Origin of the sequence: Geodermatophilus amargosae, from assembly GCF_900116515.1 — a bacterium.
GTDB classification, from domain to species: Bacteria; Actinomycetota; Actinomycetes; order Mycobacteriales; family Geodermatophilaceae; genus Geodermatophilus; species Geodermatophilus amargosae.
Genome location: NZ_FPBA01000009.1, coordinates 42,213 through 65,136, shown reverse-complemented (window position 1 = coordinate 65,136; position 22,924 = coordinate 42,213). Strand labels below are relative to the sequence as shown.

The 22,924-nt window shown below is 75.5% G+C and carries 26 protein-coding genes; 20 read left to right on the top strand and 6 right to left on the bottom strand.

Annotated features, from left to right (window positions below; translation table 11 throughout):
* Positions 1-10: 10 nt before the first annotated feature.
* Genes BM414_RS13710 through BM414_RS13700 form a run of 4 tightly spaced genes read right to left on the bottom strand, consistent with a single transcriptional unit; the run spans position 11 to position 2,577 of the window.
* Entirely contained in the window at positions 11-757 is a 747-nt protein-coding gene (locus BM414_RS13710) for an energy-coupling factor ABC transporter ATP-binding protein (RefSeq protein ID WP_093579996.1), read from the bottom strand.
* Positions 754-1,536 (bottom strand): cobalt ECF transporter T component CbiQ, encoded by a 783-nt coding sequence (gene cbiQ, locus BM414_RS13705; RefSeq protein WP_093579995.1) that lies wholly within the window; start codon positions 1,534-1,536, stop codon positions 754-756. Before cbiQ ends, BM414_RS13710 begins: the two co-directional genes overlap by 4 nt.
* A gap of 1 nt (position 1,537) precedes the next feature.
* A complete protein-coding gene (locus tag BM414_RS30240) occupies positions 1,538-1,876 on the bottom strand; it encodes a PDGLE domain-containing protein (protein ID WP_217644716.1) in 339 nt (112 codons plus the stop codon).
* Positions 1,873-2,577: an energy-coupling factor ABC transporter permease gene (locus tag BM414_RS13700; protein WP_217644715.1), complete on the bottom strand. Its 705-nt coding sequence runs from the start codon at positions 2,575-2,577 to the stop codon at positions 1,873-1,875. The genes BM414_RS30240 and BM414_RS13700 overlap by 4 nt, the downstream gene beginning before the upstream one ends.
* A 345-nt stretch (positions 2,578-2,922) precedes the next feature.
* On the opposite strand from BM414_RS13700, the gene BM414_RS13695 reads away from it, so the two are divergent.
* The 6 genes from BM414_RS13695 to BM414_RS13670 all read left to right on the top strand — a co-directional run bounded on the left by BM414_RS13695 (position 2,923) and on the right by BM414_RS13670 (position 10,267).
* Complete coding sequence (locus BM414_RS13695; RefSeq protein ID WP_093579994.1) at positions 2,923-4,293, top strand: ammonium transporter; 1,371 nt, start codon at positions 2,923-2,925, stop codon at positions 4,291-4,293.
* The gene (locus tag BM414_RS13690; RefSeq protein WP_093579993.1) at positions 4,290-4,628 is read left to right on the top strand and encodes a P-II family nitrogen regulator; all 339 of its coding nucleotides are present in this window, start codon (positions 4,290-4,292) and stop codon (positions 4,626-4,628) included. The genes BM414_RS13695 and BM414_RS13690 overlap by 4 nt, the downstream gene beginning before the upstream one ends.
* Before the next feature lie 151 nt (positions 4,629-4,779).
* A complete protein-coding gene (locus BM414_RS13685) occupies positions 4,780-7,164 on the top strand; it encodes a [protein-PII] uridylyltransferase (RefSeq protein ID WP_093579992.1) in 2,385 nt (794 codons plus the stop codon).
* Positions 7,165-7,254: 90 nt separating this feature from the next.
* Positions 7,255-7,503 (top strand): hypothetical protein, encoded by a 249-nt coding sequence (locus BM414_RS13680; RefSeq protein ID WP_245784710.1) that lies wholly within the window; start codon positions 7,255-7,257, stop codon positions 7,501-7,503.
* Positions 7,504-7,595: 92 nt separating this feature from the next.
* On the top strand, positions 7,596-9,167 hold the full coding sequence (gene ffh, locus BM414_RS13675; protein ID WP_093579991.1) for a signal recognition particle protein: 1,572 nt from the start codon (positions 7,596-7,598) through the stop codon (positions 9,165-9,167).
* Positions 9,164-10,267 (top strand): amidohydrolase family protein, encoded by a 1,104-nt coding sequence (locus BM414_RS13670; protein ID WP_245784709.1) that lies wholly within the window; start codon positions 9,164-9,166, stop codon positions 10,265-10,267. The genes ffh and BM414_RS13670 overlap by 4 nt, the downstream gene beginning before the upstream one ends.
* Before the next feature lie 43 nt (positions 10,268-10,310).
* Here BM414_RS13670 and BM414_RS13665 read toward each other — a convergent pair whose 3' ends face one another.
* Complete coding sequence (locus tag BM414_RS13665) at positions 10,311-10,883, bottom strand: hypothetical protein (RefSeq protein ID WP_093579990.1); 573 nt, start codon at positions 10,881-10,883, stop codon at positions 10,311-10,313.
* A gap of 142 nt (positions 10,884-11,025) precedes the next feature.
* Between BM414_RS13665 and BM414_RS13660 the strand changes: the two genes are divergently transcribed.
* Positions 11,026-12,774: a proline--tRNA ligase gene (locus tag BM414_RS13660; protein ID WP_093579989.1), complete on the top strand. Its 1,749-nt coding sequence runs from the start codon at positions 11,026-11,028 to the stop codon at positions 12,772-12,774.
* Here the strand turns inward: BM414_RS13660 and BM414_RS13655 are convergent.
* Positions 12,771-13,169, bottom strand: coding sequence for a VOC family protein (locus BM414_RS13655; protein WP_217644714.1), 399 nt, complete (start codon positions 13,167-13,169; stop codon positions 12,771-12,773). The two genes, BM414_RS13660 and BM414_RS13655, sit on opposite strands and share 4 nt — an antisense overlap.
* 158 nt (positions 13,170-13,327) lie before the next feature.
* Between BM414_RS13655 and rpsP the strand changes: the two genes are divergently transcribed.
* The 13 genes from rpsP to dprA all read left to right on the top strand — a co-directional run bounded on the left by rpsP (position 13,328) and on the right by dprA (position 22,901).
* On the top strand, positions 13,328-13,840 hold the full coding sequence (gene rpsP, locus BM414_RS13650) for a 30S ribosomal protein S16 (protein ID WP_093579988.1): 513 nt from the start codon (positions 13,328-13,330) through the stop codon (positions 13,838-13,840).
* 3 nt (positions 13,841-13,843) lie between these two features.
* Complete coding sequence (locus BM414_RS13645; protein WP_093579987.1) at positions 13,844-14,080, top strand: RNA-binding protein; 237 nt, start codon at positions 13,844-13,846, stop codon at positions 14,078-14,080.
* A 17-nt stretch (positions 14,081-14,097) separates the two neighbouring features.
* On the top strand, positions 14,098-14,622 hold the full coding sequence (gene rimM / locus BM414_RS13640; RefSeq protein WP_093579986.1) for a ribosome maturation factor RimM: 525 nt from the start codon (positions 14,098-14,100) through the stop codon (positions 14,620-14,622).
* Positions 14,619-15,374, top strand: a complete 756-nt coding sequence (trmD, locus tag BM414_RS13635; protein WP_217644713.1) for a tRNA (guanosine(37)-N1)-methyltransferase TrmD — start codon at positions 14,619-14,621, stop codon at positions 15,372-15,374. The genes rimM and trmD overlap by 4 nt, the downstream gene beginning before the upstream one ends.
* Positions 15,375-15,399: 25 nt before the next feature.
* A complete protein-coding gene (locus BM414_RS13630) occupies positions 15,400-15,882 on the top strand; it encodes an NUDIX hydrolase (protein WP_245784708.1) in 483 nt (160 codons plus the stop codon).
* Positions 15,883-16,062: 180 nt separating this feature from the next.
* Positions 16,063-16,419 carry a 50S ribosomal protein L19 gene (gene rplS, locus BM414_RS13625; RefSeq protein WP_093579985.1) on the top strand — a complete coding sequence of 119 codons (357 nt, stop codon included), beginning with the start codon at positions 16,063-16,065 and terminating at the stop codon, positions 16,417-16,419.
* 87 nt (positions 16,420-16,506) lie between these two features.
* A complete protein-coding gene (gene lepB / locus BM414_RS13620) occupies positions 16,507-17,409 on the top strand; it encodes a signal peptidase I (RefSeq protein WP_093579984.1) in 903 nt (300 codons plus the stop codon).
* A gap of 244 nt (positions 17,410-17,653) precedes the next feature.
* On the top strand, positions 17,654-18,373 hold the full coding sequence (locus tag BM414_RS13615; protein ID WP_093579983.1) for a response regulator transcription factor: 720 nt from the start codon (positions 17,654-17,656) through the stop codon (positions 18,371-18,373).
* A 176-nt stretch (positions 18,374-18,549) separates the two neighbouring features.
* The gene (locus BM414_RS13610) at positions 18,550-19,329 is read left to right on the top strand and encodes a ribonuclease HII (RefSeq protein WP_093579982.1); all 780 of its coding nucleotides are present in this window, start codon (positions 18,550-18,552) and stop codon (positions 19,327-19,329) included.
* Positions 19,326-19,646: a DUF2469 domain-containing protein gene (locus BM414_RS13605; RefSeq protein WP_073421822.1), complete on the top strand. Its 321-nt coding sequence runs from the start codon at positions 19,326-19,328 to the stop codon at positions 19,644-19,646. Before BM414_RS13610 ends, BM414_RS13605 begins: the two co-directional genes overlap by 4 nt.
* Before the next feature lie 131 nt (positions 19,647-19,777).
* The gene (locus BM414_RS13600) at positions 19,778-20,137 is read left to right on the top strand and encodes a YraN family protein (protein WP_093579981.1); all 360 of its coding nucleotides are present in this window, start codon (positions 19,778-19,780) and stop codon (positions 20,135-20,137) included.
* The gene (locus BM414_RS13595) at positions 20,134-21,654 is read left to right on the top strand and encodes a YifB family Mg chelatase-like AAA ATPase (RefSeq protein ID WP_093579980.1); all 1,521 of its coding nucleotides are present in this window, start codon (positions 20,134-20,136) and stop codon (positions 21,652-21,654) included. Before BM414_RS13600 ends, BM414_RS13595 begins: the two co-directional genes overlap by 4 nt.
* A complete protein-coding gene (dprA, locus tag BM414_RS13590) occupies positions 21,651-22,901 on the top strand; it encodes a DNA-processing protein DprA (protein ID WP_093579979.1) in 1,251 nt (416 codons plus the stop codon). Before BM414_RS13595 ends, dprA begins: the two co-directional genes overlap by 4 nt.
* The last annotated feature ends 23 nt before the right edge of the window (positions 22,902-22,924 follow it).

Genomic DNA, 22,924 nt, shown 5'->3' with positions numbered 1-22,924 from the left:
TGGGTCTCCCTCAGACGCGGGTGGGGTCGAAGCCGAAGGGGAGCTCGAGCCGGTGGGCGGCGAGCAGGTCGGCGTCGGCGAGCAGGTCGCGGGTCGGCCCGTCGGCGACCACCACGCCGCCGTCGAGCACCACCGAACGGGGGCACAGCTGCAGGGCGTAGGGCAGGTCGTGGGTGACCATCAGCATGGTCACCGGCAGGCCCGTGAGGACCTCGGCCAGCTCACGTCGGCCGGCCGGGTCGAGGTTCGACGACGGCTCGTCGAGCACCAGCACCTCCGGGTGCATCGACAGCACGGTGGCGACGGCGACCCGGCGGCGCTGGCCGAAGGACAGGTGGTGCGGCGGCCGGTCGGCGGACCCGGCCATGCCGACCTGCTCCAGCGCCGCGGCCACCCGGGCGGCCACCTCCGGCTCGGGCAGGCCGAGGTTGCGCGGCCCGAAGGCGACGTCCTCGCCGACGGTGGGCATGAACAGCTGGTCGTCGGGGTCCTGGAACACGATCCCGACCCGCCGGCGCACCTCCGGGAGGTTCCGCTTCCGCACCGGCAGCCCGCCGACGTCCACCCGACCGCGCCCTCCGGAGAGGATGCCGTTGAGGTGCAGCACGAGCGTCGTCTTGCCCGCGCCGTTGGGCCCCAGCAGCGCCACCCGCTCACCGGGGTCGAGCCGCAGGTCCACGCCGAACAGCGCCTGGTGCCCGTCGGGGTAGGCGAAGGCCAGGTCCTCGACGAGCAGGGCTGCCGGGGCGGTGCTCACCCCAGCAGCATCCCCGCCGCGAGCACCGCGGCGGCGGTCAGGGGGAGGCTCAGCGTGACCAGCCACGCCTGCGCGGGCACGGCGGCGGCCGGGCCGGCCGGCAGCGCGCCGGTGTACCCCCGCGACAGCATCGCCAGGTGCACCCGCTCGCCGCGCTCGTAGGAGCGCACGAACAGGGCACCGGCGCCGGTGGCCACGACGCGCAGCGCCCCGGGCCCGCGGCCGCGGAAGCCGCGCGACTCCCGCGCCACCCTCATCCGCCGCAGCTCCCCGCCGACCACGTCGGCGTAGCGGACCATGAACGACAGGATCTGCACGAGCAGGGCCGGCAGCCGCAGCCGCTGCAGCCCGCGCACCAGCTCCCGCGGCTCGGTGGTGGCCGCGAGCACCGTGGCGGCCAGCACCGACAGCGTCGCCTTGGCCAGGAGCCCGCCCCCCGCCGCGAGCCCGCTCTCCGACAGCGACAGGCCCAGCACCTCCACCCGCGGCCCGCGCGAGACGACCGGGAGCAGCAGCGCGAATGCCAGGAACGGCACCTCGACGACCAGCCCGCGGGCCAGCCGCCCGGCCGGCACCCGGGCGACGGCGGCCGCGCCGAGGACCAGGGCGGCGTACCCCGCGTAGGCGGCCGGCGCCCATCCGGCGTGCACCGGGGTGGCGACGACGACGAGCGCGAACGCCAGGACGGCGACCAGCTTCAGGTGCGGCTCGAGGCGGTGCACCACGCTGCCGCCCGCGACGTAGGCCGCCCCCAGCGGGCCGCCGTGTCCGGCGCCCACGTCAGTCCCGGGCGGGCCCGGCCGCGGCGGCGTCGGCGGCCGGGCGGCCGGTCCGGCGGCGCAGCACCAGGGTGAGGCCGCCGGCGAGCACGAGGGTCACCGCGACACCCGCGACGCCGGCGAGCCCGCCGGAGAGCCGGCCGTCGTCGACGCCGGAGACGGCGTAGTCGGCGAGCGGGGAGTCCGCGGTGGCGCTGTCGCGGGCGGTGTCGGCGAAGCCGCTCTCACCCGCGGCCCACTCCAGCCCGTCGGGTGCGGAGCTGGCGTGGTGGCTGACAAACCCGGCGATCACGAGCGTGAGGAGCAGGCCGGCCAGCCACGGAGCGCGACGGCGGCTCATCGCAGGGACTCCTCGGCGCGCAGCCCCGGGCGGGTGGCGAGGTCGGACGGGCGACGCAGGTGCGCGGCGCCGTGGACCAAATCGGGCCGCACCGACACCACCGCGGCCAGCACGGCGACGGTGATGACCGCCTCCCCGATCCCGATCAGCACGTGGATGCCGCCCATCGCCGCGGCCACCGCGCTCAGGGGCACGTCGGCGACCCCGCCGACGGCGAACAGCCCGACGAACACCAGGGCGGCCACCGGCACCGAGACGAACGCCCCGGCCCCGGCCGCGGCCAGCAGTCCTCCGCGGGTGCGCGGCAGCAGGGCGAGCAGCAGCCGGAACACCCCGTAGCCGACGCCGACGGCCACCAGGCCCAGCAGCGTCACGTTCGTGCCGAGCGCGGTGAGCCCGCCGTCGGCGAAGAGCACCGCCTGGACGACGAGGACGACGGTCATGCACAGCACCGCCGTCCACGGCCCCACCAGGACCGCGGTCAGTGCGCCGCCGACGAGGTGACCGCTGGTCCCGGCGCCGACCGGGAAGTTGACCATCTGCACCGCGAAGACGAAGGCGGCGGTGAGGCCGGCCAGGGGAGCGGTGCGCTCGTCGAGCTCGCGGCGGGCCCTCTGCAGGGCGAGGGCCACCGTCCCGGCGGCGACCACGCCGGTGGCCACGGACGTCGGGGCGTCCAGGAATCCGTCGGGCACGTGCACGCGGGGCCTCCACGGGGGCGCGGGCGACCGGGTGCCGCCCGCGGCGACCTTATTGCACACAGTTTGCAACTGCACGGGCCTCGCACCGGCACGGGGCGCAGGACGTGACGGCGGACACCGCTCCGGCCGTCGGCAACACGGCCGTCACACGCCCCCCGGACACGCGGCGCGGAGTTCACCGTGCGGAAACAGGTCGATGCCGTCCCCGGAAACACCCGCCCGGCACCGTGAACGCCGCGTCGCTCCCCGCGGGGAGCGCCAGCCCCACCGAGACACACCCCGGGCTCGCCCACGCGTCCGGGTCCGCCCCGTGGCCCCGCCACACCACACCGCCAGGAGGTTGCCGTGGACACCGGCGACACCGCCTGGGTCTTGGTCAGCGCCGCGCTGGTGCTGTTCATGACCCCTGGTCTGGCGCTCTTCTACGGCGGCATGGTCCGCGCCAAGAGCGTCCTCAACATGATGATGATGAGCTTCGGGGCACTCGCGCTGATCAGCGTGCTCTGGGTGCTCTACGGCTACTCCATGGCCTTCGGCGACGACGTCGGCGGCGGCCTGCTGGGCAACCCGTTCGAGTTCTTCGGCCTGTCCTCCCTGATCGGCACCGCCGGTCTGGAGGGGGCGTTCGCGCCGGAGAACCTGGTCTTCACCATCCCCTCGCTGGCCTTCGTCGCCTTCCAGGGCGTCTTCGCGATCCTCACCGTGGCGCTGATCTCGGGCGCCATCGCCGACCGCGCCCGCTTCGGCCCGTGGATGGTCTTCGCCGGCGTCTGGGCGACGCTGGTCTACTTCCCGGTCGCCCACTGGGTGTTCGCCTTCGACGGGGCGGAGTCCGAGACCGGCGGCTGGATCGCCAACGACCTGCTGGCCATCGACTTCGCCGGCGGCACCGCGGTGCACATCAACGCCGGTGCCGCGGGCCTGGCCCTCGCGCTGGTGCTCGGCAAGCGCCGCGGCTTCGGCCGCGACCCGATGCGGCCGCACAACCTGCCGCTGGTGATGATCGGCGCGGGCATCCTGTGGTTCGGCTGGATCGGCTTCAACTCCGGCTCGGCGCTGTCCGCGAACGGCCAGGCGGCGGAGGTCTTCGTGACCACCCTCGCGGCCACCGGCGCGGCCACCCTCGGCTGGCTGCTCATCGAGAAGCTGCGCGACGGGCACGCCACCTCGCTGGGCGCCGCGTCCGGTGTCGTCGCCGGCCTCGTGGCCATCACCCCGGCCTGCTCCTCGGTGACGCCGCTCGGCGCGATCGCCGTCGGCCTGGTCGCCGGTGTGCTCTGCGCCCTGGCCGTCGGCCTCAAGTACAAGCTGGGTTACGACGACTCGCTCGACGTCGTCGGCGTCCACCTCGTCGGCGGGCTCTGGGGCACCGTGGCGGTCGGCCTGTTCGCCTCCGCGGCCACCACCGCCGGCGTCGACGGGCTGTTCTACGGCGGCGGCGTCGACCAGCTGTGGCGGCAGGCGCTGGGCGCCGTGGCCGTCCTGGTCTACTCCTTCGTCCTGACCCTGGTCATCGGCGGCGTCATCGCCAAGGTGATGCGCTTCCGCATCACCGAGGAGGACGAGGTCGCCGGGATCGACGGCGTCGTCCACGCCGAGACCGGGTACGACCTCGCCTCCCTGGGTGGTGGTGGCGGCGGCTCGACCCTCACCGCCTCCGGTCAGACCCGCGCCGAGGCCCGGGGCACCAACCTCACCGACAGGAGCCGGGTGTGAAGCTCGTCACCGCCATCATCAAGCCGTTCAAGCTCGACGACGTGAAGAACGCCCTCGAGCTGATCGGGATCACCGGACTGACCGTCAGCGAGGTCCAGGGCTTCGGCCGCCAGCGCGGTCACACCGAGGTCTACCGCGGCGCGGAGTACCAGGTGGACTTCGTGCCCAAGGTCCGCATCGAGGTCGTCGTCGGCGAGATCGACGCCGCCCGCGTGGTGGACGCCGTCATCGAGTCGGCCTCCACGGGGCAGATCGGCGACGGGAAGGTCTGGGTCACCACGATCGACGAGATCGTGCGGGTCCGGACCGGCGAGCGCGGCGAGGACGCGCTCTAGGCCGGTCCTGACCGGACAGCACCGTCGGCCGGGGTGGTGGGAGGCCCCACCGCCCCGGCCGACGCCGTTCCCGACGACGCCGTTCCCGACGACACCGTCCCGACGACACCGTTCCCGACGACACCACGACGGAACCAGCAGGGGGACCACCGTGCCGGACCTCGGGTCGCTGCCCGACCTGCCCCGCGCCGAGCGGGTGCGGCTGCTCGACGCCTGGCTGGGCAGCCTGCTGGCCGACGCCGTGACCGGGACGCCGCCGCCGCGGCGGTCCCGCGGCGGGACGGCGCCGCGGACGGGCACCGACGGCGTCGCGCTGGTCGCCGTGGGCAGCCTGGGACGGCGCGAGCCCCCGCCGCACGGCGACCTCGACCTCGTGCTGGTCCACGACGGCCGGCCGGAGGTGGCCGCCCTCGCCGACGCCGTCTGGTACCCGATCTGGGACGCCGGGGTGCGGCTGGACCACTCGGTGCGCTCGGTGTCCGAGGCGGTGTCGGTGGCCTCGACCGACGTCAAGGCGGGCCTCGGCCTGCTCGACGCCCGGCTGGTCGCCGGCGACGCGGGCCTGGCGGCCTCGCTGCGCACCGCCACCCTCACCAGCTGGCGGCAGTCGGCGTCGAGGCTGCTGCCCGAGCTGCGCGACCTGCGCCGCGGCCGGGCCCGGCAGGTCGGTGAGCTGGCGTTCCTCCTCGAGCCCGACCTCAAGGAGGCCTACGGCGGCCTGCGCGAGGGGCAGGTGCTGCGCGCGGTCGCCGCCGCCCAGCTGGTCGACGAGCCCTCCGCCGAGGTCGAGGCGGCCTACGCGTTCCTGCTCGACGTCCGCGACGAGCTCCGGCGCCGCTCGGGCCGGCCCACCGACGTCCTCGTCCGGCAGGAGCAGCGCCCCGTCGCCGCGGCCCTGGGCCTCGTGACGGACGGCGCCGCCGACGAGGACCTGCTGCTGCGCGAGGTGAGCCTCGCCGGGCGGCGGCTGGCCTTCGTCGCCGACGACACCTGGCGGCGGGTGGAGGCCGCGCTGGTCCGCCGCCCGCGCGCCCGCTACCGCCGCATGCGGCGCGAGCCGCTGGCCGAGGGCGTGGTGCGCCAGGGCGACGAGGTCGTGCTCGCCCGCGACGCGCGCCCGGCCGCCGACCCCGGCCTGGTGCTGCGCGGCGCCGCGGCGGCCGCCCGTGCCGACCTGCTGCTCTCGCCCTACACGCTCAAGGTGCTCGCCGTGCACTCCCCGCCGGTGCCCGAGCCCTGGCCGGCCGAGGTCCGCTGGTCGTTCCTGCGGCTGCTGGCCGGCGGGCGCTCGGCGGTGCCGGTCCTCGAGCAGCTCGACCAGGAGGGGCTGCTGTCGCGGCTGCTGCCCGAGTGGGACCGCGTGCGGTCGCTGCCGCAGCGCCACCCGTGGCACCGGTTCACCGTCGACCGGCACCTGGCCGAGGCAGCCGCGGCCGCCGCCGAGCTCACCCGCGACGTCGACCGCCCCGACCTGCTGCTGGTCGCCGCGCTGCTGCACGACGTCGGCAAGGGCTGGCCGGGCGACCACAGCGTGGTCGGAGCGCCCATCGCGGCCGGCATGGCCGAGCGCATGGGCTTCGCGCCGCCCGACGTCGCCGTCCTCGGCGCCCTGGTGCGCCACCACCTGCTGCTGCCCGACACCGCCACGCGCCGCGACATCGACGACCCCGCGACCATCGAGCGGGTCGCCGACACCATCGGCCGCGACGTGCAGGTGCTGCAGCTGCTGCACGCGCTGGCGCAGGCCGACGGCGCGGCCACGAGCGTCTCGGCGTGGTCGCCGTGGAAGGCCCACCTGGTCGCGCACCTGGTGGCGCGCGTGCAGGCGCACCTCGGCGGGACGCCGGTGGCCGAGCCCGACCCCGTCCTGCACCCGACGGAGCCGTCGGTGACCCAGGCGGCCGAGGACGGGACGGTGACCGTCGGGGTGGAGGACGTCGCCGACGGCCAGCAGGTGACCATCGGCGCCCCCGACGCGCCCGGCCTGTTCAGCCGGCTGGCCGGGGTCCTGGCGCTCAACCAGCTCGACGTCCGTGCCGCGAAGGTGAACGTGGCCGGGCACCGGGCGACCGCGGTGTTCGCCGTCCGTCCCCGCTTCGGCCGCGCGCCGCAGCCGACGATCCTGGCCGACGCCGTCCGCGCGGCCTTGGAGGGGACGCTGCCGCTGGCCGAGCGGCTGCGGCAGCGCGAGGCCGACTACCGGCAGGACGCCGCCCGCTCGGCGCCGCCGCGGATCTCCTGGCACGACTCGGAGGTCAGCGGGGAGGCGACCAGCATCGTGGAGGTGCGCGCGGGGGACCGGGCGGGGCTGCTGTACCGGCTCACCGCCGCGCTCGCCGCCGAGGGGCTCGACGTCACCTCCGCCCGCATCGAGACCCTCGGGGCCGACGCCGCCGACTACTTCTACGTGTGCAATCCCGCCGGCTGCCCGATCGACGCCGAGCAGCGGGCCCGGGTCGAGGCGGCCCTCGGCGCCGCCACGCGCGGGGCGGTACCGGACCCGGCGCACAGCGGGCGGTCCGACACGCCCGACTGACGTGTCCGGGAACCGTCGGTGCCCCGTGCGAACGTCGGGCTGACGCGGGACGGACCGTCCCGCGACCGACGACGCCGAGGGGGAGCACCCGTGACCGTGCAGACGTGGCTCGTGCAGACGTGGCCCGTGCAGACGTGGCCCGTGCAGACCTGGCCCGTGCAGACCTGGCCCTGTCCGACCTGCGGCGAGGACCGGCTGTTCGAGCAGCCGCCCTGCGCCGACGGGCACACCGAGGACGACGGGGAGTGCCCGGAGTGGGTGTGCACCGACTGCGGCGGCGCGTTCCTGCTCGGCGGGTTCGACGTCGTCGTCCCGGCGGTGGTGCGGCGCGCGGCCTAGGCGGCGCGCACGGCCGGGCGCGGCAGCCCGGCTGGATACCCTGGGGTCAGGTGGCGCGGCCCGTCCGCGCCCGTGACTGCTGAGGACTGCTCGTGTTCGAGACACTCTCCGACCGCCTCGACAAGGTCTTCACCGGCCTGCGGGGCAAGGGCCGGCTGACCGACGCCGACATCGACGCCACCGCCCGCGAGATCCGCATCGCGCTGCTCGAGGCCGACGTCGCGCTGCCGGTGGTGCGCGCCTTCATCAACGCGCTCAAGGAGCGGGCCCGCGGCGCCACGGTGTCGCAGGCGCTGAACCCGGCCCAGCAGGTCATCAAGATCGTCAACGAGGAGCTCGTCGAGATCCTCGGCGGCGAGACCCGCCGGATCCGCTACGCCAAGCAGTCGCCCACGGTGATCATGCTCGCCGGCCTCCAGGGCGCCGGTAAGACGACGCTGGCCGGCAAGCTCGGCCGCTGGCTGAAGAGCCAGGGCCACGCGCCGCTGCTGGTGGCCTGCGACCTGCAGCGACCCAACGCGGTCAACCAGCTCTCGATCGTCGCCCAGCAGGCCGGCGTCGACGTCTACGCGCCCGAGCCGGGCAACGGCGTCGGCGACCCCATCCGGGTGGCGGCCGACTCCATCGAGCACGCCCGCCGCACGATGCACGACGTCGTCGTCGTCGACACCGCCGGCCGGCTGGGCATCGACGCCGAGCTGATGGCGCAGGCCGCCGGCATCCGCGACGTCGTGCAGCCCGACGAGACGCTCTTCGTCGTCGACGCGATGATCGGCCAGGACGCCGTCACCACCGCCGAGGCCTTCCGCGACGGTGTCGGCTTCTCCGGCGTCGTCCTCACCAAGCTCGACGGCGACGCCCGCGGTGGCGCCGCGCTCTCGGTCCGGTACGTGACCGGGCAGCCGATCATGTTCGCCTCCACCGGCGAGAAGCTCACCGACTTCGACGTCTTCCACCCCGAGCGGATGGCCTCGCGCATCCTCGGCATGGGCGACGTGCTCACCCTCATCGAGCAGGCCGAGCAGGCCTTCGACGCCGACCAGGCCGAGAAGATGGCCGGCAAGCTCGTCAGCCGCGAGGGCTTCACGCTCGAGGACTTCCTCGAGCAGATGATGGCCATCCGCAAGATGGGCCCGATCGCCAACCTGCTGGGCATGCTGCCGGGCGCGGGCGCGATGAAGGAGCAGCTCAAGCAGGTCGACGACCGCGACCTCGACCGCACCGCGGCGATCATCCGCTCGATGACGCCCGAGGAGCGGGTCAACTCCAAGATCATCAACGCGTCGCGCCGGGTGCGCATCGCCAACGGCTCGGGTGTGACCGTCACCGAGGTCAACCAACTGCTGGAGCGCTTCGGGCAGGCCCAGAAGATGATGGGCCAGATGGCCGGCAGCATGGGCCTGCCGGGCATGGGCCCCATGTCGAAGAAGGCCCGCGGCCGCCAGATGCAGGCCCAGTCCGCGAAGGGCAAGAAGGGGAAGAAGGGCGGCAAGGGCAAGGCCCCCGCCCGTCGCCCGACGGGCGCCCCGGGCCTGCCCCCGGGCGCCGGCTTCCCCGGCGGCGGCCTCCCGGGTGGGATGCCCGCGCTGCCCCCGGGCCAGGCGCTGCCGGACCTCAGCAAGCTCGACTTCAGCAAGTTCGGGGACGAGCGGCCCGGGCGGTGAGCGCCCCGGACCTCCCCTTCTCCGGCCCCGACCTGCACCTCAGCGGTGTCGTCCTCCCCGAGGGGGAGCACCGCGACCTGTGGGTCCGCGACGGCCGGCTGACGTCCGAGCCGGTGCCGGGCGCGGAGACCGTCTCCCGCGGCGGCTGGCTGCTGCCCGGCCTGGTCGACGCGCACTGCCACGTCGGCATCGGCCGCGGCGGGGTGTTCGTGGAGGACCGCGCCGGGTTGCGCGAGCAGGCGCTGGCCGAGCGCGACGCCGGCGTGCTCGCGCTGCGCGACTGCGGCTCCCCGGTGGACACCCGGGCGCTGGACGACGAGCCCGACCTGCCGCGGATCCTCCGGGCCGGCCGGCACATCGCCCGCACCCGCCGCTACCTGCCGGGGCTGGCCGTCGAGCTCGAGCCCGCGGACCTCGCCGCCGAGGTGCGGGTGCAGGCCCGGCGCGGCGACGGCTGGGTCAAGCTCGTCGGCGACTGGATCGACCGGTCGGTGGGCGACCTCGCGCCGGAGTGGCCCGCCGACGTGCTCGCCGAGGCGATCGCGGCGGCGCACGAGGAGGGCGCGCGGGTCACCGCGCACACCTTCGGCACCGACGCGCTGCCCGACCTCGTCCGCGCCGGCATCGACTGCATCGAGCACGGCACCGGGCTGACCGAGGACCTGGTCGGCGAGATGGCCACGCGGGGCACTGCCGTCGTCCCGACGCTGGTCAACGTGGAGAACTTCCCCGGCTTCGCCGCTGCGGGAGAGGCGAGGTTTCCCACGTACGCGAGCACGATGCGGCGGCTGTACGCGCAGTCGGGCGCCGTCGTCCGGGCGGCGTACGAGGCCGGGGTGCCGGTGTTCGCCGGCACCGACGCCGGCGGGGGCATCGAGCACGGCCGGATCGCCGACGAGGTGCGTGCGCTGTGCCAGGCCGGCCTGCCCGCCGAGGCGGCGCTGGCCGCCGCGTCCTGGTCCGCGCGCACCTGGCTGGGGCTGCCCGGCATCGAGGAGGGCGCGCCGGCCGACCTCGTGGTCTACGACGCCGACCCGCGCGCGGACCTCGACACGCTCACCCGCCCGGTCCTCAGGGTGCTGCGCGGCCGCGTCGTCTAGGCCGTTCGGGCGGTCCCGGGGCCGGGACGGGACGGGACGGGACTCAGACGGTGACGCCGGCGGAGGTGCAGGCGGCGGCGAAGTCGGTGACCGGCTGGGTCAGCGACTCGAACGCGGTCAACACGTCGGTGCCCGACTCGAGCAGGTCGATCGCCTCGTCGGCCGCCGCCGAGACGTCGTCGGCGGCGGCGAGCAGCGGCGCGCCGGCGTCCTGGTGGTCGGCGGGGGCGTCGCGCATCGCCTCGAGCAGCGGGACGACGGTGGCCGGGTCGACGTGGCCGTTCTCGTCGACGGAGACCAGCGACAGCCCGGCGTAGCCGAACCAGCCGACGACGGCCTGGCACAGGCCCGCGTCGCCCGGGACGCCGGCGCCGGGGACGGGGAGGTCGTCGTCGGCGTCGGTCGTCCCGGTCCCCGGTGCGGTCCCCGGGGCCTCGTCCGGGGCGGGGTCGGTGTCGCCGGCCTCCTCCACCGGGGGCGCGGCCGGGTCGGTCGAGGCCTCCTGGCCCTGGGGGACCGGGGTGGCCGTGCCGCTGACCGGGGACGAGCAGGCGGCGAGCGCCGCGCTCGCGGAGACGGCGAGGACGAGGGCGGCCAGGCGGCGGGGCGTGCGCACGGGGGGGAGCTCCAGGGGTTCTCGGCCGGGTCCGGGCCGCCGGTCGGCGGCTCGCTGGGGACGACGGTCGCGGCCGGCGCTTGCGACGCCCTTGCGAGCGGCTGAGGCACAACCCGCTCGCGCGCCCTGGGAGACTCCATCCGTGCTGTTGCGGATGTCCTCCCTGTTCCTGCGCACCCTGCGCGACGACCCGGCCGACGCCGAGGTGCCCAGCCACCGCCTCCTCGTGCGCGGCGGCTACATCCGGCGGGCCGCGCCGGGCGGGTTCACCTGGCTGCCGCTGGGCTACCGCGTCTTCCGCAACGTCGAGCGCGTCGTCCGCGAGGAGATGGACCGGATGGGCGCCCAGGAGGTGCACTTCCCGGCGCTGCTGCCGCGCGAGCCCTACGAGGCGACCGGCCGCTGGACCGAGTACGGCCCCAACCTCTTCCGGCTGCAGGACCGGCGCGGCGCGGACTTCCTGCTCGGCCCCACCCACGAGGAGATGTTCACGCTCCTGGTGAAGGACCTGTACTCCTCGTACAAGGACCTGCCGCTGTCGATCTATCAGATCCAGGACAAGTACCGGGACGAGGCGCGGCCCCGGGCCGGGCTCTTCCGCGGCCGCGAGTTCACGATGAAGGACAGCTACTCCTTCGACGTCGACGACGCCGGCCTGGACGCCTCCTACGCCGCGCACCGCGCCGCCTACATCCGGGTCTTCGACCGGCTCGGCCTGGAGTACGTGATCGTCTCGGCGATGTCGGGCGCGATGGGCGGCTCGAAGAGCGAGGAGTTCCTGCACCCCACCGAGATCGGCGAGGACACCTTCGTGCGCTCGGCCGGCGGGTACGCGGCCAACGTCGAGGCGGTCGCCACGGTCGTCCCCGAGGCGGTGCCGCTCGACGGCCTGCCCGAGGCGCACGTCGAGGACACCCCCGACACCCCGACCATCGAGACGCTGGTCGCCGTCGCGCAGCAGCTGTACCCCGACGCCGGGTACACGGCGGCGTCGACGCTGAAGAACGTCGTCGTCACGCTGGTGCACCCCGACGGCGCGCGGGAGCCGCTCGTCGTCGGGATCCCCGGCGACCGCGAGGTCGACGTCAAGCGGCTCGAGGCGCAGCTTGCGCCGGCCGAGGTCGAGCCGTTCGCGGACTTCGAGGAGCACCCGGCGCTGGTCAAGGGCTACATCGGCCCGCAGGTGCTCGGGAAGGACAGCGCGTCGGGCATCCGCTTCCTCGTCGACCCGCGCGTGGTGCCCGGCACCCGGTGGATCACCGGCGCCAACGAGCCCGGCAAGCACGTGTTCGACCTGGTGGCCGGCCGCGACTTCGCGTGGGACGGCACCGTCGAGGCCGCCGAGGTGCTGGCGGGCGACCCCGCGCCCGACGGCTCCGGCCCGCTGGAGCTGGCCCGCGGCGTCGAGATCGGGCACATCTTCCAGCTCGGGCGCAAGTACGCCGACGCGCTGGGCCTGCAGGTGCTCGACGAGAACGGCAAGCTCGTCACGGTCACGATGGGCTCCTACGGCATCGGCGTCTCCCGCGCCGTGGCCGCGATCGCCGAGTCCACCCACGACGAGCTGGGCCTGGTCTGGCCACGAGAGATCGCCCCGGCCGACGTGCACGTCGTCGCCACCGGCAAGGACGCCGCGGTGTTCGACGCCGCGCAGGCGCTGTCCGAGGAGCTGGTCGCCGCCGGCCTGACCGTCCTCTACGACGACCGCCCGAAGGTGTCGCCCGGTGTGAAGTTCAAGGACGCCGAGCTGCTCGGGATGCCGACGATCGTCACCGTCGGCCGAGGGCTGGCGCAGGGCGTGGTCGAGGTGCGCGACCGCGCCACCGACGAGCGGTCGGAGGTCCCGGTGGCCGACGCCGCCGCCGCGGTCCTGGCCGCCGTCCGGGGCTAGCTCTCGGCGACCAGTTCGACCTCGTAGCCGTCCGCGTCCTCCAGGTAGGCGGCGCGGTGCTCCGGGCCGCCGGCGAACGGGTGGCGGTCGGCGAACATCAGCCGCCACCCGTTCTCCGGCGCCGCGGCCACCAGGGCGTCGAGGTCGGCGGGGGTCCCCGCCCAGAACGCGAGGTGGTTCAGGCCCGGGCGGCGGCGCTCGTGGGTGTCCGCGGACAGGTCGGGCGAGCGCTCGACGACGACGTAGACCTCGCCGAGGCGCCACGACCGGCCGTGCTCCCAGGACCGGTACGGCCGCGCGCCCAGGGTGGTCAGCAGCCAGCCCCAGGAGCGCTCGGCCCGGTCGAGGTCGGGCACCCACAGCTCCACGTGGTGGAGCAGACCCCGGCTGGTCACTGCGCGCCTCCCGGCATCTGGCATCATGGTCGGTCGAACACGGCGGTGCGCGGCCCTCTCACCGACGCCGGCCGTGTCCATGGCTCCGCCCCGGCGTAACCCCACGCGTCCGTCCGGCGAGCACCGACGAACAGCGTTCGAGGAGAATCCGAGCCACCGTGGCCACCAAGATCAAGCTCATGCGTCTGGGCAAGATGCGTGCTCCGTACTACCGCATCGTCGTCGCCGACTCGCGCACCAAGCGCGAGGGCCGCGTCATCGAGACGATCGGCAAGTACCACCCGAAGGAGGACCCCTCCTTCATCGAGGTCGACACCGAGCGCGCGCAGTACTGGCTCGGCGTCGGCGCCCAGCCCACCGAGCCGGTCGCGGCCATCTTCCGCGTCACCGGTGACTGGCAGAAGTTCAGGGGCGAGCCGGCCCCGCCGCCCATGAAGGTCGCCGCCCCCAAGCCCGACCGCAAGGCCCTCTACGAGGAGGCCGTCCGCAGCAACGGCGACGAGCCGGCCGCGGGCGCCACCACCCCGAAGAAGAAGGCCGCCCCCAAGGCCGACGACGCTGCCGCTGCTCCCGACGCCGCAGCCATCGGCGCCGGAGCCACCGACGCCCCCGACGCCGCTGCCCCCGACGCCGCTGCCCCCGACGCCGCGGCCGAGACCCCCGCCGAGTAAGACGTGCTCGAAGAGGCGCTCGAGCACCTGGTCAAGGGCATCGTCGACCACCCGCGCGACGTCACCGTCGACATGGTCGGCGGCCGCCGCGGCAAGACCCTCGAGGTGCGGGTCCACCCCGACGACCTCGGCAAGGTGATCGGCCGCGGCGGGCGCACCGCCAAGGCGCTGCGCACGGTCATGACCGGCGTGGGCGGCCGCGGCCTGCGGGTCGACGTCGTCGACACCGACGGGCGCTGAGCGCTCGCGTCCCGGACGTGCGACCCACTCCTGACGACACCGTGGTGGTCGGCCGCATCGGCCGGCCCCACGGTGTCCGGGGTGAGGCCACCATCGAGGTCCGCACCGACGACCCCGACGACCGGTTCGTCCCCGGTGCCGTCATCCGCACGGTCCCGGCCGACCGCGGCCCGCTGACCGTCACCGGCGCCCGCTGGCACCGCGAGGTGCTCCTGCTCGCGTTCGAGGGCTACGACTCCCGCGAGGAGATCGAGACCCTCCGGGACACCCTGCTCGAGGTCCCGCTCGCCGACCTGCCGGCGCTGGAGGACCCCGACGACTACTACGACCACCAGCTCATCGGCCTGGCCGCCCGCCTGCCCGACGGCACGCATCTGGGCGAGGTGACCGCCGTCCGCCACGAGGGCGCCGACCTGCTGGTCGTGGCACGCGCCGACGGCGGTGAGCTGCTCGTGCCGTTCGTCTCGGCGATCGTGCCGACCGTCGACCTCGCGGGCGGCGTGGTCGTCGTCGACCCGCCCGAGGGGCTGCTCGACCTGTGAGTCCGTCCCGGGTCGACCCCTACTCCATCGACGTCGTCACGATCTTCCCCGAGTACCTCGCACCGCTGCGCCAGTCACTGCTGGGCAAGGCCGCCGAGCGCGGCCTGGTCGCCGTCGGCGTGCACGACCTGCGGCAGTGGACCGACGATGTCCACCGCACCGTCGACGACGCGCCCTACGGCGGCGGGCCCGGCATGGTGATGCGCCCCGAGCCGTGGGCGCGGGCCCTGGAGGCCGTCCGCCCGCCCGGGACGCGGCTGGTCGTCCCGACGCCGGCGGGGCGCCCGTTCACCCAGGCCGTCGCCGCCGAGTGGTCCGCCGAGCCCGGCCTGGTCTTCGCCTGCGGCCGCTACGAGGGCATCGACCAGCGCGTGGCCGAGTGGGCGGCGGGGGCCGGGCCGGTGTCGGAGGTCTCGATCGGCGACTACGTGCTGGCCGGCGGTGAGTCCGCGGTGCTGGTGATGGTCGAGGCGGTCACCCGGCTGCTGCCCGGCGTCGTCGGCAACCGGGAGTCGGTGGAGTACGACTCGCACGCCGACGGGCTGCTCGAGGGGCCGTCCTACACCCGGCCGGCGTCCTGGCGCGGGCTCGACGTGCCGCCCGTGCTGCTCTCCGGCGACCACGCGGCCATCGCCCGGTGGCGGCGCGCGGAGTCCCTGCGGCGGACCGCGACCCGGCGACCGGACCTGCTGGCCGCGCTGCCCGAGGACGCGCTCACCCCGGCCGACCGGGCGGCGCTCGGCGGTGCCTGAGCACCGCGTGGGGAGGCGGGCGATCGTGCGCCCGACGGCACGGGTCGTCGTCCTCGACCCCGACGGGCGGGTGCTGCTCCTCGGCGCACGGCTGACCGACCCCGCGATCCCGCCCGGTGACGTGCTGTTCTGGTACACGCCCGGCGGGGGAGTGGAGGACGGCGAGACCGTCCGGCAGGCCGCCGCACGCGAGCTGGCCGAGGAGATCGGCCTGGTCGTCGACCCGGCGGCACTGGAGGGCCCCGTCTGGTTCCGCCGCCACGTGGGCCCCTTCGCCGGCGTCGACGTCGACAGTCGCGAGACCTTCTTCGTCCTGCGCGACGTCGTCCACGAGGTCGACGCCACGGGCCGCACCGAGCTGGAGGTCCTGGGGGAGGAGCCGCACCGCTGGTGGACGGTCGCCGAGATCGCCTCCGCGGACGTGGAGTTCGCGCCGCTCGAGCTCGCCGGCGTGCTGCCCGAGCTGCTCGCCGGGCCGTGGCGCCGGCCACCCCGCGTCGTCGACTGACGCCCGTCCTCCGGGGCCGCGCTCGGCAGTCCGGCGCGGATGTGGCACAGTAGAGAGCTGCTGCAGACCGGAGGCGCCCGCCGGCGGGTCCCCGGAGTCGCAGCCCCCTGGGTCCGGAGCGCGGGGCGTCCCGCTGCCCGGACCGACGACGAGCCACTGCTGAGACCGAGGAATGCCGCGATGAACACCCTGGACGTACTCGACGCCGACTCGCTGCGCGACGACATCCCCGGGTTCCGCCCCGGGGACACCGTCAAGGTGCACGTCCGCGTCGTCGAGGGCAACCGCTCGCGCATCCAGGTCTTCCAGGGCGTCGTCATCCGGCGCCAGGGCGGCGGGATCCGCGAGACCTTCACCGTGCGCAAGGTCAGCTTCGGCGTGGGCGTCGAGCGCACCTTCCCGGTGCACACCCCGGTCGTCGAGAAGATCGAGGTCCTGACCCGCGGTGACGTGCGCCGCGCCAAGCTGTACTACCTGCGTGAGCTGCGCGGCAAGGCTGCCAAGATCAAGGAGCGCCGCGAGACCGTCGCGCGCTGACCGCGCCCGGCTCCCCCCGGACGACTCCGGGCCGGATCGACCCGGCCTGACCACGGCGGGTCCCCCGCGGCCGTACGCTGGCTCCCGATGAGCAGCGACCGGTCCGGAGGGCCCGCCGACGTCGTCCCGGGGGACGACCCCGCCCCCGAGGAGCCGGCCGCCGGACGCGGCCGCTCCCGGCGGCGGCAGAAGGGCGCCCCGGAGAAGAAGGGCTCGCTGCTGCGCGAGCTGCCCGTGCTGCTGCTCGTGGCCTTCGTGCTCGCGCTCCTGGTCAAGACCTTCCTCGCCCAGGCGTTCTTCATCCCCTCGGGGTCGATGGAGCAGACGCTGCACGGCTGCACCGGCTGCACCGGTGACCGGGTGCTGGTCAACAAGATCCCGTACTGGTTCGGCGATCCCGAGCCCGGCGACATCGTCGTGTTCCAGGGGCCGGACACGTGGACTCCCGAGGTCGAGGTGTCCGAGCCGTCGAACTGGTTCACCGGCGGCCTGCTCTGGCTCGGCCGCGCCGTCGGCGTGGCCCCGCCCAGCGAGGACGACTACGTCAAGCGGGTCATCGCCACCGGCGGGCAGACGGTGGAGTGCTGCGACGCCGAGGGCCGGGTGACCGTCGACGGCCAGCCGCTCGACGAGCCCTACATCTACGAGAACACCCCGCTGGAGAGCCGCGCCTTCGCCCCGGTGACGGTGCCCGAGGGCCGGCTGTGGGTGATGGGCGACCACCGCTCGGCGTCGGCCGACTCCCGCTCCCACGTCGGGGACCGCCACAGCGGCACCATCGCCGTCGACGACGTCATCGGCAAGGCGGCGCTCATCGTCTGGCCGGTCTCGCGCTTCGGCACTCTCGACGACCCCGACATCCAGGGCACCGAGGCGGCCGCTGTCTCCGGCACGGTCGGTCAGTACCTGCCCCTGGGCGCGGGCCTGGTGGGCGCGCTGCCGGTCGCCGCCTGGAACCGCAGACGCCGGCTGCGCCCGCCACCGGGCTGACCGCCCCGCCTCCCGACGGCGCCGTCCCTCCCCGAGGGCCGGCGCCGTCGTCGTTCCCGCGCCATTCCCGGAAATGGCGTCCCCATGTCGACAATCCGCGGTCGGTCACCTTCCCGTGTTTCCCCTGTGACGGCGACTACCAATACGGGGCGCGGAAAAAATCACCAGGAAGTGTTCAAGGTGTGTGCCATTCATCCCGATGGAGTAGTCGAGAGTCACCCGGTCCACCGAATGGGAGAATGTCGTGTCCGCACCCCTGGCGAGCGCTACCCGAGGCGTCACCCGCGTGCTCCTCCTCGCCGACGCCCCCGTCCTGCGGCGCGGCCTGGTCAGCATGATCAACGAGACCGCCGGCATGCAGTCGGTCGGTACGCCCGGCGAGCTGCGCCGCGCCCTGACCCTCGTCGAGACCGCCCGGCCCGACGCCGTGGTCGTCGAGATGGGCGCCGGCCGCGCCGCCACCCTCAACGTCGTCCGCGACCTGCGCCGCCGCTTCCCGCGGGTCGCCGTCGTCGCCCTGGCCACCTCCGAGGACCCCGCCGTGGTCAACGAGGCGGTCGCCGCCGGTGTCCGCGGCTACCTGATGCTCAACACCTCGCCGACCCTGCTCGGCTGGGCGATCCTGGCCGCCCGCGCCGGCCGCACCGTCGTGGACCCGCAGATCCGCCGCGTCGAGCCCGCTGCCGCCCCGGTCGGCAAGCCGCTCACCCCGGAGGTGCCGCTGACCCGGCGCGAGCAGGACGTCCTCGACGAGCTGCTGCAGGGCCAGTCCAACCGGCAGATCGGCCGCAACCTGTTCATCAGCGAGGACACCGTCAAGTCCCACGTCAAGGCCATCCTGCGCAAGCTGGGTGCCCGCGACCGGGCGCACGCCGTCTCCCTCGTCCTCTCCTCGCGCGGGTCGGCGTCCTGCACCTGCGGCACCCACGCCGTGACCGCCGTCCCGGCCCCCGTGGAGATCTGAGCGCCTCCCTCCGCGTCCGGACCGTCCGCCTCCTCGGCGGTCCGGCCGGCGGGCCCCCGGGCCCGCTCCGGTCCACGGGCCGGTCCCTCTGACCCCGGGGACCGGCCCGTGGCCGTCGCGCGCCTCCCCGAGGGCCCGGTCGGGCTGTCGGTGGAGCGTCGTAGTGTCGGACGGCGATGGCCGGTCGTCTTCCCCCCGCCCACCGGGCCGCCGCGACGCCGGCGGCCCGGACCCGTCGTCCCGACGTCGCCGACGGCGACGCGCTCTGGGACATGGAACGGTCGCTGCGCCGCCGGGGCTTCGCCTCCGTCGCCGGCGCCGACGAGGCGGGCCGGGGCGCGTGCGCCGGGCCGCTGGTCGCCGCCGCGTGCGTCCTGCCCGCCGGGCGGCGCGGCCGCGTCCCCGGGCTCGCCGACTCCAAGCTGCTCACCGCCGCCGCGCGCGACCGGGTCTACGACGAGGTCGTCGACCGCGCGGTCGCCTGGTCGGTCGTGGTCATCCCGGTGTCCGAGCTCGACGCCCGCGGCATGCACGTCACCAACCTCGAGGCGCTGCGCCGGGCGGTCACCGCTCTGGACCCGCCGGCCGACTACGTCCTCACCGACGGCTTCGCGGTGCCCGGCCTGGGCGTGCCCAGCCTGGCGGTGTGGAAGGGCGACCGCGTCGCCGCCTGCGTGGCCGCCGCGTCGGTGCTGGCCAAGGTCACCCGGGACCGGATCATGCTCGACCTGCACGAGCGCTTCCCCGAGTACGACTTCGCGGTGCACAAGGGCTACACGACCGAGGCGCACGGCGCCGCCCTCGAGCGTCACGGGCCCTGTCCCGAGCACCGGTCGCGCTTCGTCAACGTCGTCCGCGCGCGCGACGCACACGCCGTTCGGGAACTCCAGCTCACCGGTCCCGGCGGCATGGTCGATGATGGGGGCATGTGCACCGTCTCCGGAGAGCCGCGATGAGCACCGAGGACCTGGAGAAGTACGAGACCGAGATGGAGCTGCAGCTCTATCGCGAGTACCGGGACATCGTCCGGCAGTTCACCTACGTGGTGGAGACCGAGCGGCGCTTCTACCTCGCCAACTCCGTCGACCTGCAGGTCCGCGAGGCCGGTGGCGAGGTGTTCTTCGAGCTCAAGCTCTCCGACGCCTGGGTCTGGGACATGTACCGGCCGGCGCGCTTCGTCCGCAACGTCCGCGTGCTGACGTTCAAGGACGTCAACGTGGAGGAGCTCGACAAGCCCGACCTCGAGCTGCCCGACGGGCCACGGATCACCTGATCCGCATCGCACGCCCGGGAGGCTGACCGCCCGGGCCGACGGGACGGGATGCGCCGTCCACAGCCCGGGCCGCCGTCCACAGAGCGCCGTCCCGGGCCGTCGCGGGTGCTGTCCGGGGTCACGGTCGACGGGTGTCCACGACCACCGAACTCGGCAGCCGCGGGGAGACCATCGCCGCGGTCTACCTCAGCGACGCCGGACTGTCCGTCCTCGACCGCAACTGGCGCTGCCGCGACGGAGAGCTCGACATCGTCGCCCGCGAGGGGGCGGCGATCGTCTTCTGCGAGGTCAAGACCCGCCGGGCGACCGGCTTCGGACACCCCGTCGAGGCGGTGACCCCGGCCAAGCAGCGGCGGCTGCGGCTGCTGGCCCAGCGGTGGCTGTCCGCCCACGACGAGCACGCGCCGGACCTGCGCTTCGACGTCGTCGGCGTGCTCGTGCGACCGGGCGTGCCCGCGCTGGTCACCCACCTGCGCGGGGCCTTCTCGTGACGCTGGCCCGCACCTGGTCGGTCGGCCTGGCCGGGGTCTCCGGGGCGGTGGTCGAGGTCGAGGTGGACATGTCCGCCGGCGTCCCCGGGGTGGTGCTCGTCGGGCTGCCCGACGCCGTGGTGCGCCAGTCGGTCGACCGCGTCCGCGCCGCCGTCGTCAACACCGGGGCGTCCTGGCCGATGCGCCGGATCACCATCGGCCTGTCGCCGGCCTCGATGCCCAAGCAGGGGAGCGGCTTCGACCTCGCGCTGGCCGCCGCCGTGCTCGCCGCCGCAGGCACGCTGCCGGCCGACAGCATCGACGGGCTGGTCCTGCTCGGCGAGCTGGGGCTGGACGGCACGGTCCGCGCGGTCCGCGGCGCACTGCCCGCGGTGCTGGCCGCCGCCCGGGCCGGACACGGCACCGTCGTCGTCCCGGCCGGCAACGCGGAGGAGGCCGCCCTGGTCGACGGGGTCGACGTGCTCGCCGCGCGGACGCTGGGCGACCTGGTCGGCCACCTGTCCGGCCGCACCCGGCTCGCGGCCCACCGGCGCGGTCCACTGCCGCCGCCGGCACCGGCGCCCGACCTGGGCGACGTGGTGGGGCAGGCCGCCGGCCGGCGCGCCGTCGAGGTGGCCGCGGCCGGCGGGCACCACCTGTTCCTGACCGGTCCGCCCGGTGCAGGCAAGACGATGCTCGCCGAGCGGCTGCCCGGACTGCTGCCCGTCCTCGACGAGCGGGCCGCGCTCGAGGTCACCGCCATCCACTCGGTCGCCGGCACCCTGCCGCCGGGCGCCCCGTTGCTCAGCCGGCCGCCGTTCGAGGCGCCGCACCACACGGCCACCATGGCCGCCCTCGTCGGGGGCGGGTCCGGTGCCATCCGACCCGGCGCGCTGTGCCGTGCCCACCGCGGCGTGCTCTTCCTCGACGAGGCGCCGGAGTTCCCGCGGGCGACGCTGGACACGCTGCGCCAGCCCCTGGAGCGCGGCCAGGTCACCATCAGCCGGGCCGCCGGGTCGGCGACCTTCCCGTGCCGCGCCCAGCTGGTGCTCGCGGCCAACCCGTGCCCGTGCGCCGGCGCGGCCGGCGACGCCGCGTGTACGTGCAGCCCGCTGGAGCGGCGCCGCTACCAGTCGCGCCTGTCCGGCCCGCTGCTGGACCGCATCGACCTGCGGGTCGAGCTCCCGCCGGTCACCCGCGCGGCCTGGATGGGCGCCGGCGCGGCCCCGGAGCCGACCGCCGCGGTGGCGGCGCGGGTGGCTGCCGCCCGCGCCGCCGCGGCCGCCCGGCTGGCCGGCACCGGGCCGGCCCTCAACAGCCAGGTGCCCGGGAGGCTGCTGCGCGAGCGGTGGCCGGTCCCGCGTCCCGCCCTCGCCCTGGCCGAACGGGCGCTGGACCGCGGCCTGCTCTCGGTCCGCGGTCTGGACCGGGTGCTGCGGGTGTCCTGGACGCTGGCCGACCTGGCCGGGCGCACGGTCCCCGACGGCGACGACGTCGCCGAGGCGCTGGGCATGCGGCTGCAGCGGGTGGCGGCGTGAACGCGCCGACCCTCGACGAGGACCTCGAGGACGCCCTCGCCGGCCCGGCCGCGGTCGGCGGCGTCGCCGTGCCCGGTCTTCGACGCGCCCGGGCCTGGCTGACCCGCGCGGCGGAGCCCGGCTCGGTGGACCTGTGGCGGTGGACCGACGACGTCGGACCGGTCGCCGCCACACGTGCCCTGCGGGCCGGCACGGCGCCGGAGAAGGCCCGCACCCTCGTCGGTGCGCGCGCCGAGGAGGACGCCAGCCTCGCCGACCTCCGCCGCGCCGAGCGCTGCGGCGCCCGCCTGGTGGTCCCCGAGGACGACGAGTGGCCTGCGCTGGCGCTGCACCCGCTCACCGTTGCCGCGCACACCGGCGGCGACGAGCCGGCGCAGCAGGACCGGACCACCGCGCTGGTCCCGCCGGTGGGGCTGTGGGTGCGCGGGGACCCGCCCCTCGACGGGACGGTCGACCGCTCGGTGGCCGTGGTCGGGGCGCGCGCGTCCACCGCCTACGGCGAACACGTGGCCGCCGATCTCGGCGCGCAACTGGGGGAGCGCGGCTGGACGGTGGTCTCCGGCGGCGCCTACGGCATCGACGTCGCCGCCCACCGCGGAGCGCTGGCCGCCGGCGCCGCCACCGTGGTGGTCCTCGCCTGCGGCGTGGACCGGGCGTACCCGGCGGCCCACTCGGCACTGTTCCAGCGCATCGTCGACTCCGGCGGCCTGCTGGTCAGCGAGTGGCCGCCCGGCGCGGCGCCGCACCGCCACCGCTTCCTGGTCCGCAACCGGATCATCGCCGGGCTGACCCGCGGCACCGTGGTGGTCGAGGCCGCGGCCCGCTCCGGCGCGCAGGCCACCGCGCGGCGGGCCCGCGGGCTCGGCAAGCAGGTGCTGGTCGTGCCCGGCCCGGTCACCAGCGCGATGTCGGTCGGCTGCCACGAGCTGCTGCGGGAGCCCGAGGGAGGCGCGCGACTGGTGGGCAACGCCGCCCAGGTCATCGAGGCGGTCGGCGCCCTGGGCGAGGACCTCGCGGCCCCGGTGCAGCGGCCCGCCACCCCGCGCGACGGCCTGTCCGACCTCGGCCGCCGGGTGCTCGACGCCTGCCCGGTGCGGACCGGCGTCAGCGCCGAGCGGCTGGCCGCGGTCGCCGGCTGCGACCCGCTCGAGGCCATGCGCGTCCTGCCGGCCCTGGAACTGGCCGACCTCGTGCAGTGGACCGGCACGGGTTGGCGGCTGGCGCCGCCACCGCGGAAGGGGGCCTGACGCCGGGCACGCATCCGTCGCGG

What these genes read in the sequence shown, in the direction of transcription:
- lepB (WP_093579984.1), top strand. Translation starts at nt 16,507, where the DNA reads ATGAGCAGCGACCGGTCCGGAGGGCCCGCCGACGTCGTCCCGGGGGAC.
- BM414_RS30240 (WP_217644716.1), bottom strand. Translation starts at nt 1,876, where the DNA reads ATGAGCCGCCGTCGCGCTCCGTGGCTGGCCGGCCTGCTCCTCACGCTC.
- BM414_RS13610 (WP_093579982.1), top strand. Translation starts at nt 18,550, where the DNA reads ATGGCCGGTCGTCTTCCCCCCGCCCACCGGGCCGCCGCGACGCCGGCG.
- rplS (WP_093579985.1), top strand. Translation starts at nt 16,063, where the DNA reads ATGAACACCCTGGACGTACTCGACGCCGACTCGCTGCGCGACGACATC.
- BM414_RS13605 (WP_073421822.1), top strand. Translation starts at nt 19,326, where the DNA reads ATGAGCACCGAGGACCTGGAGAAGTACGAGACCGAGATGGAGCTGCAG.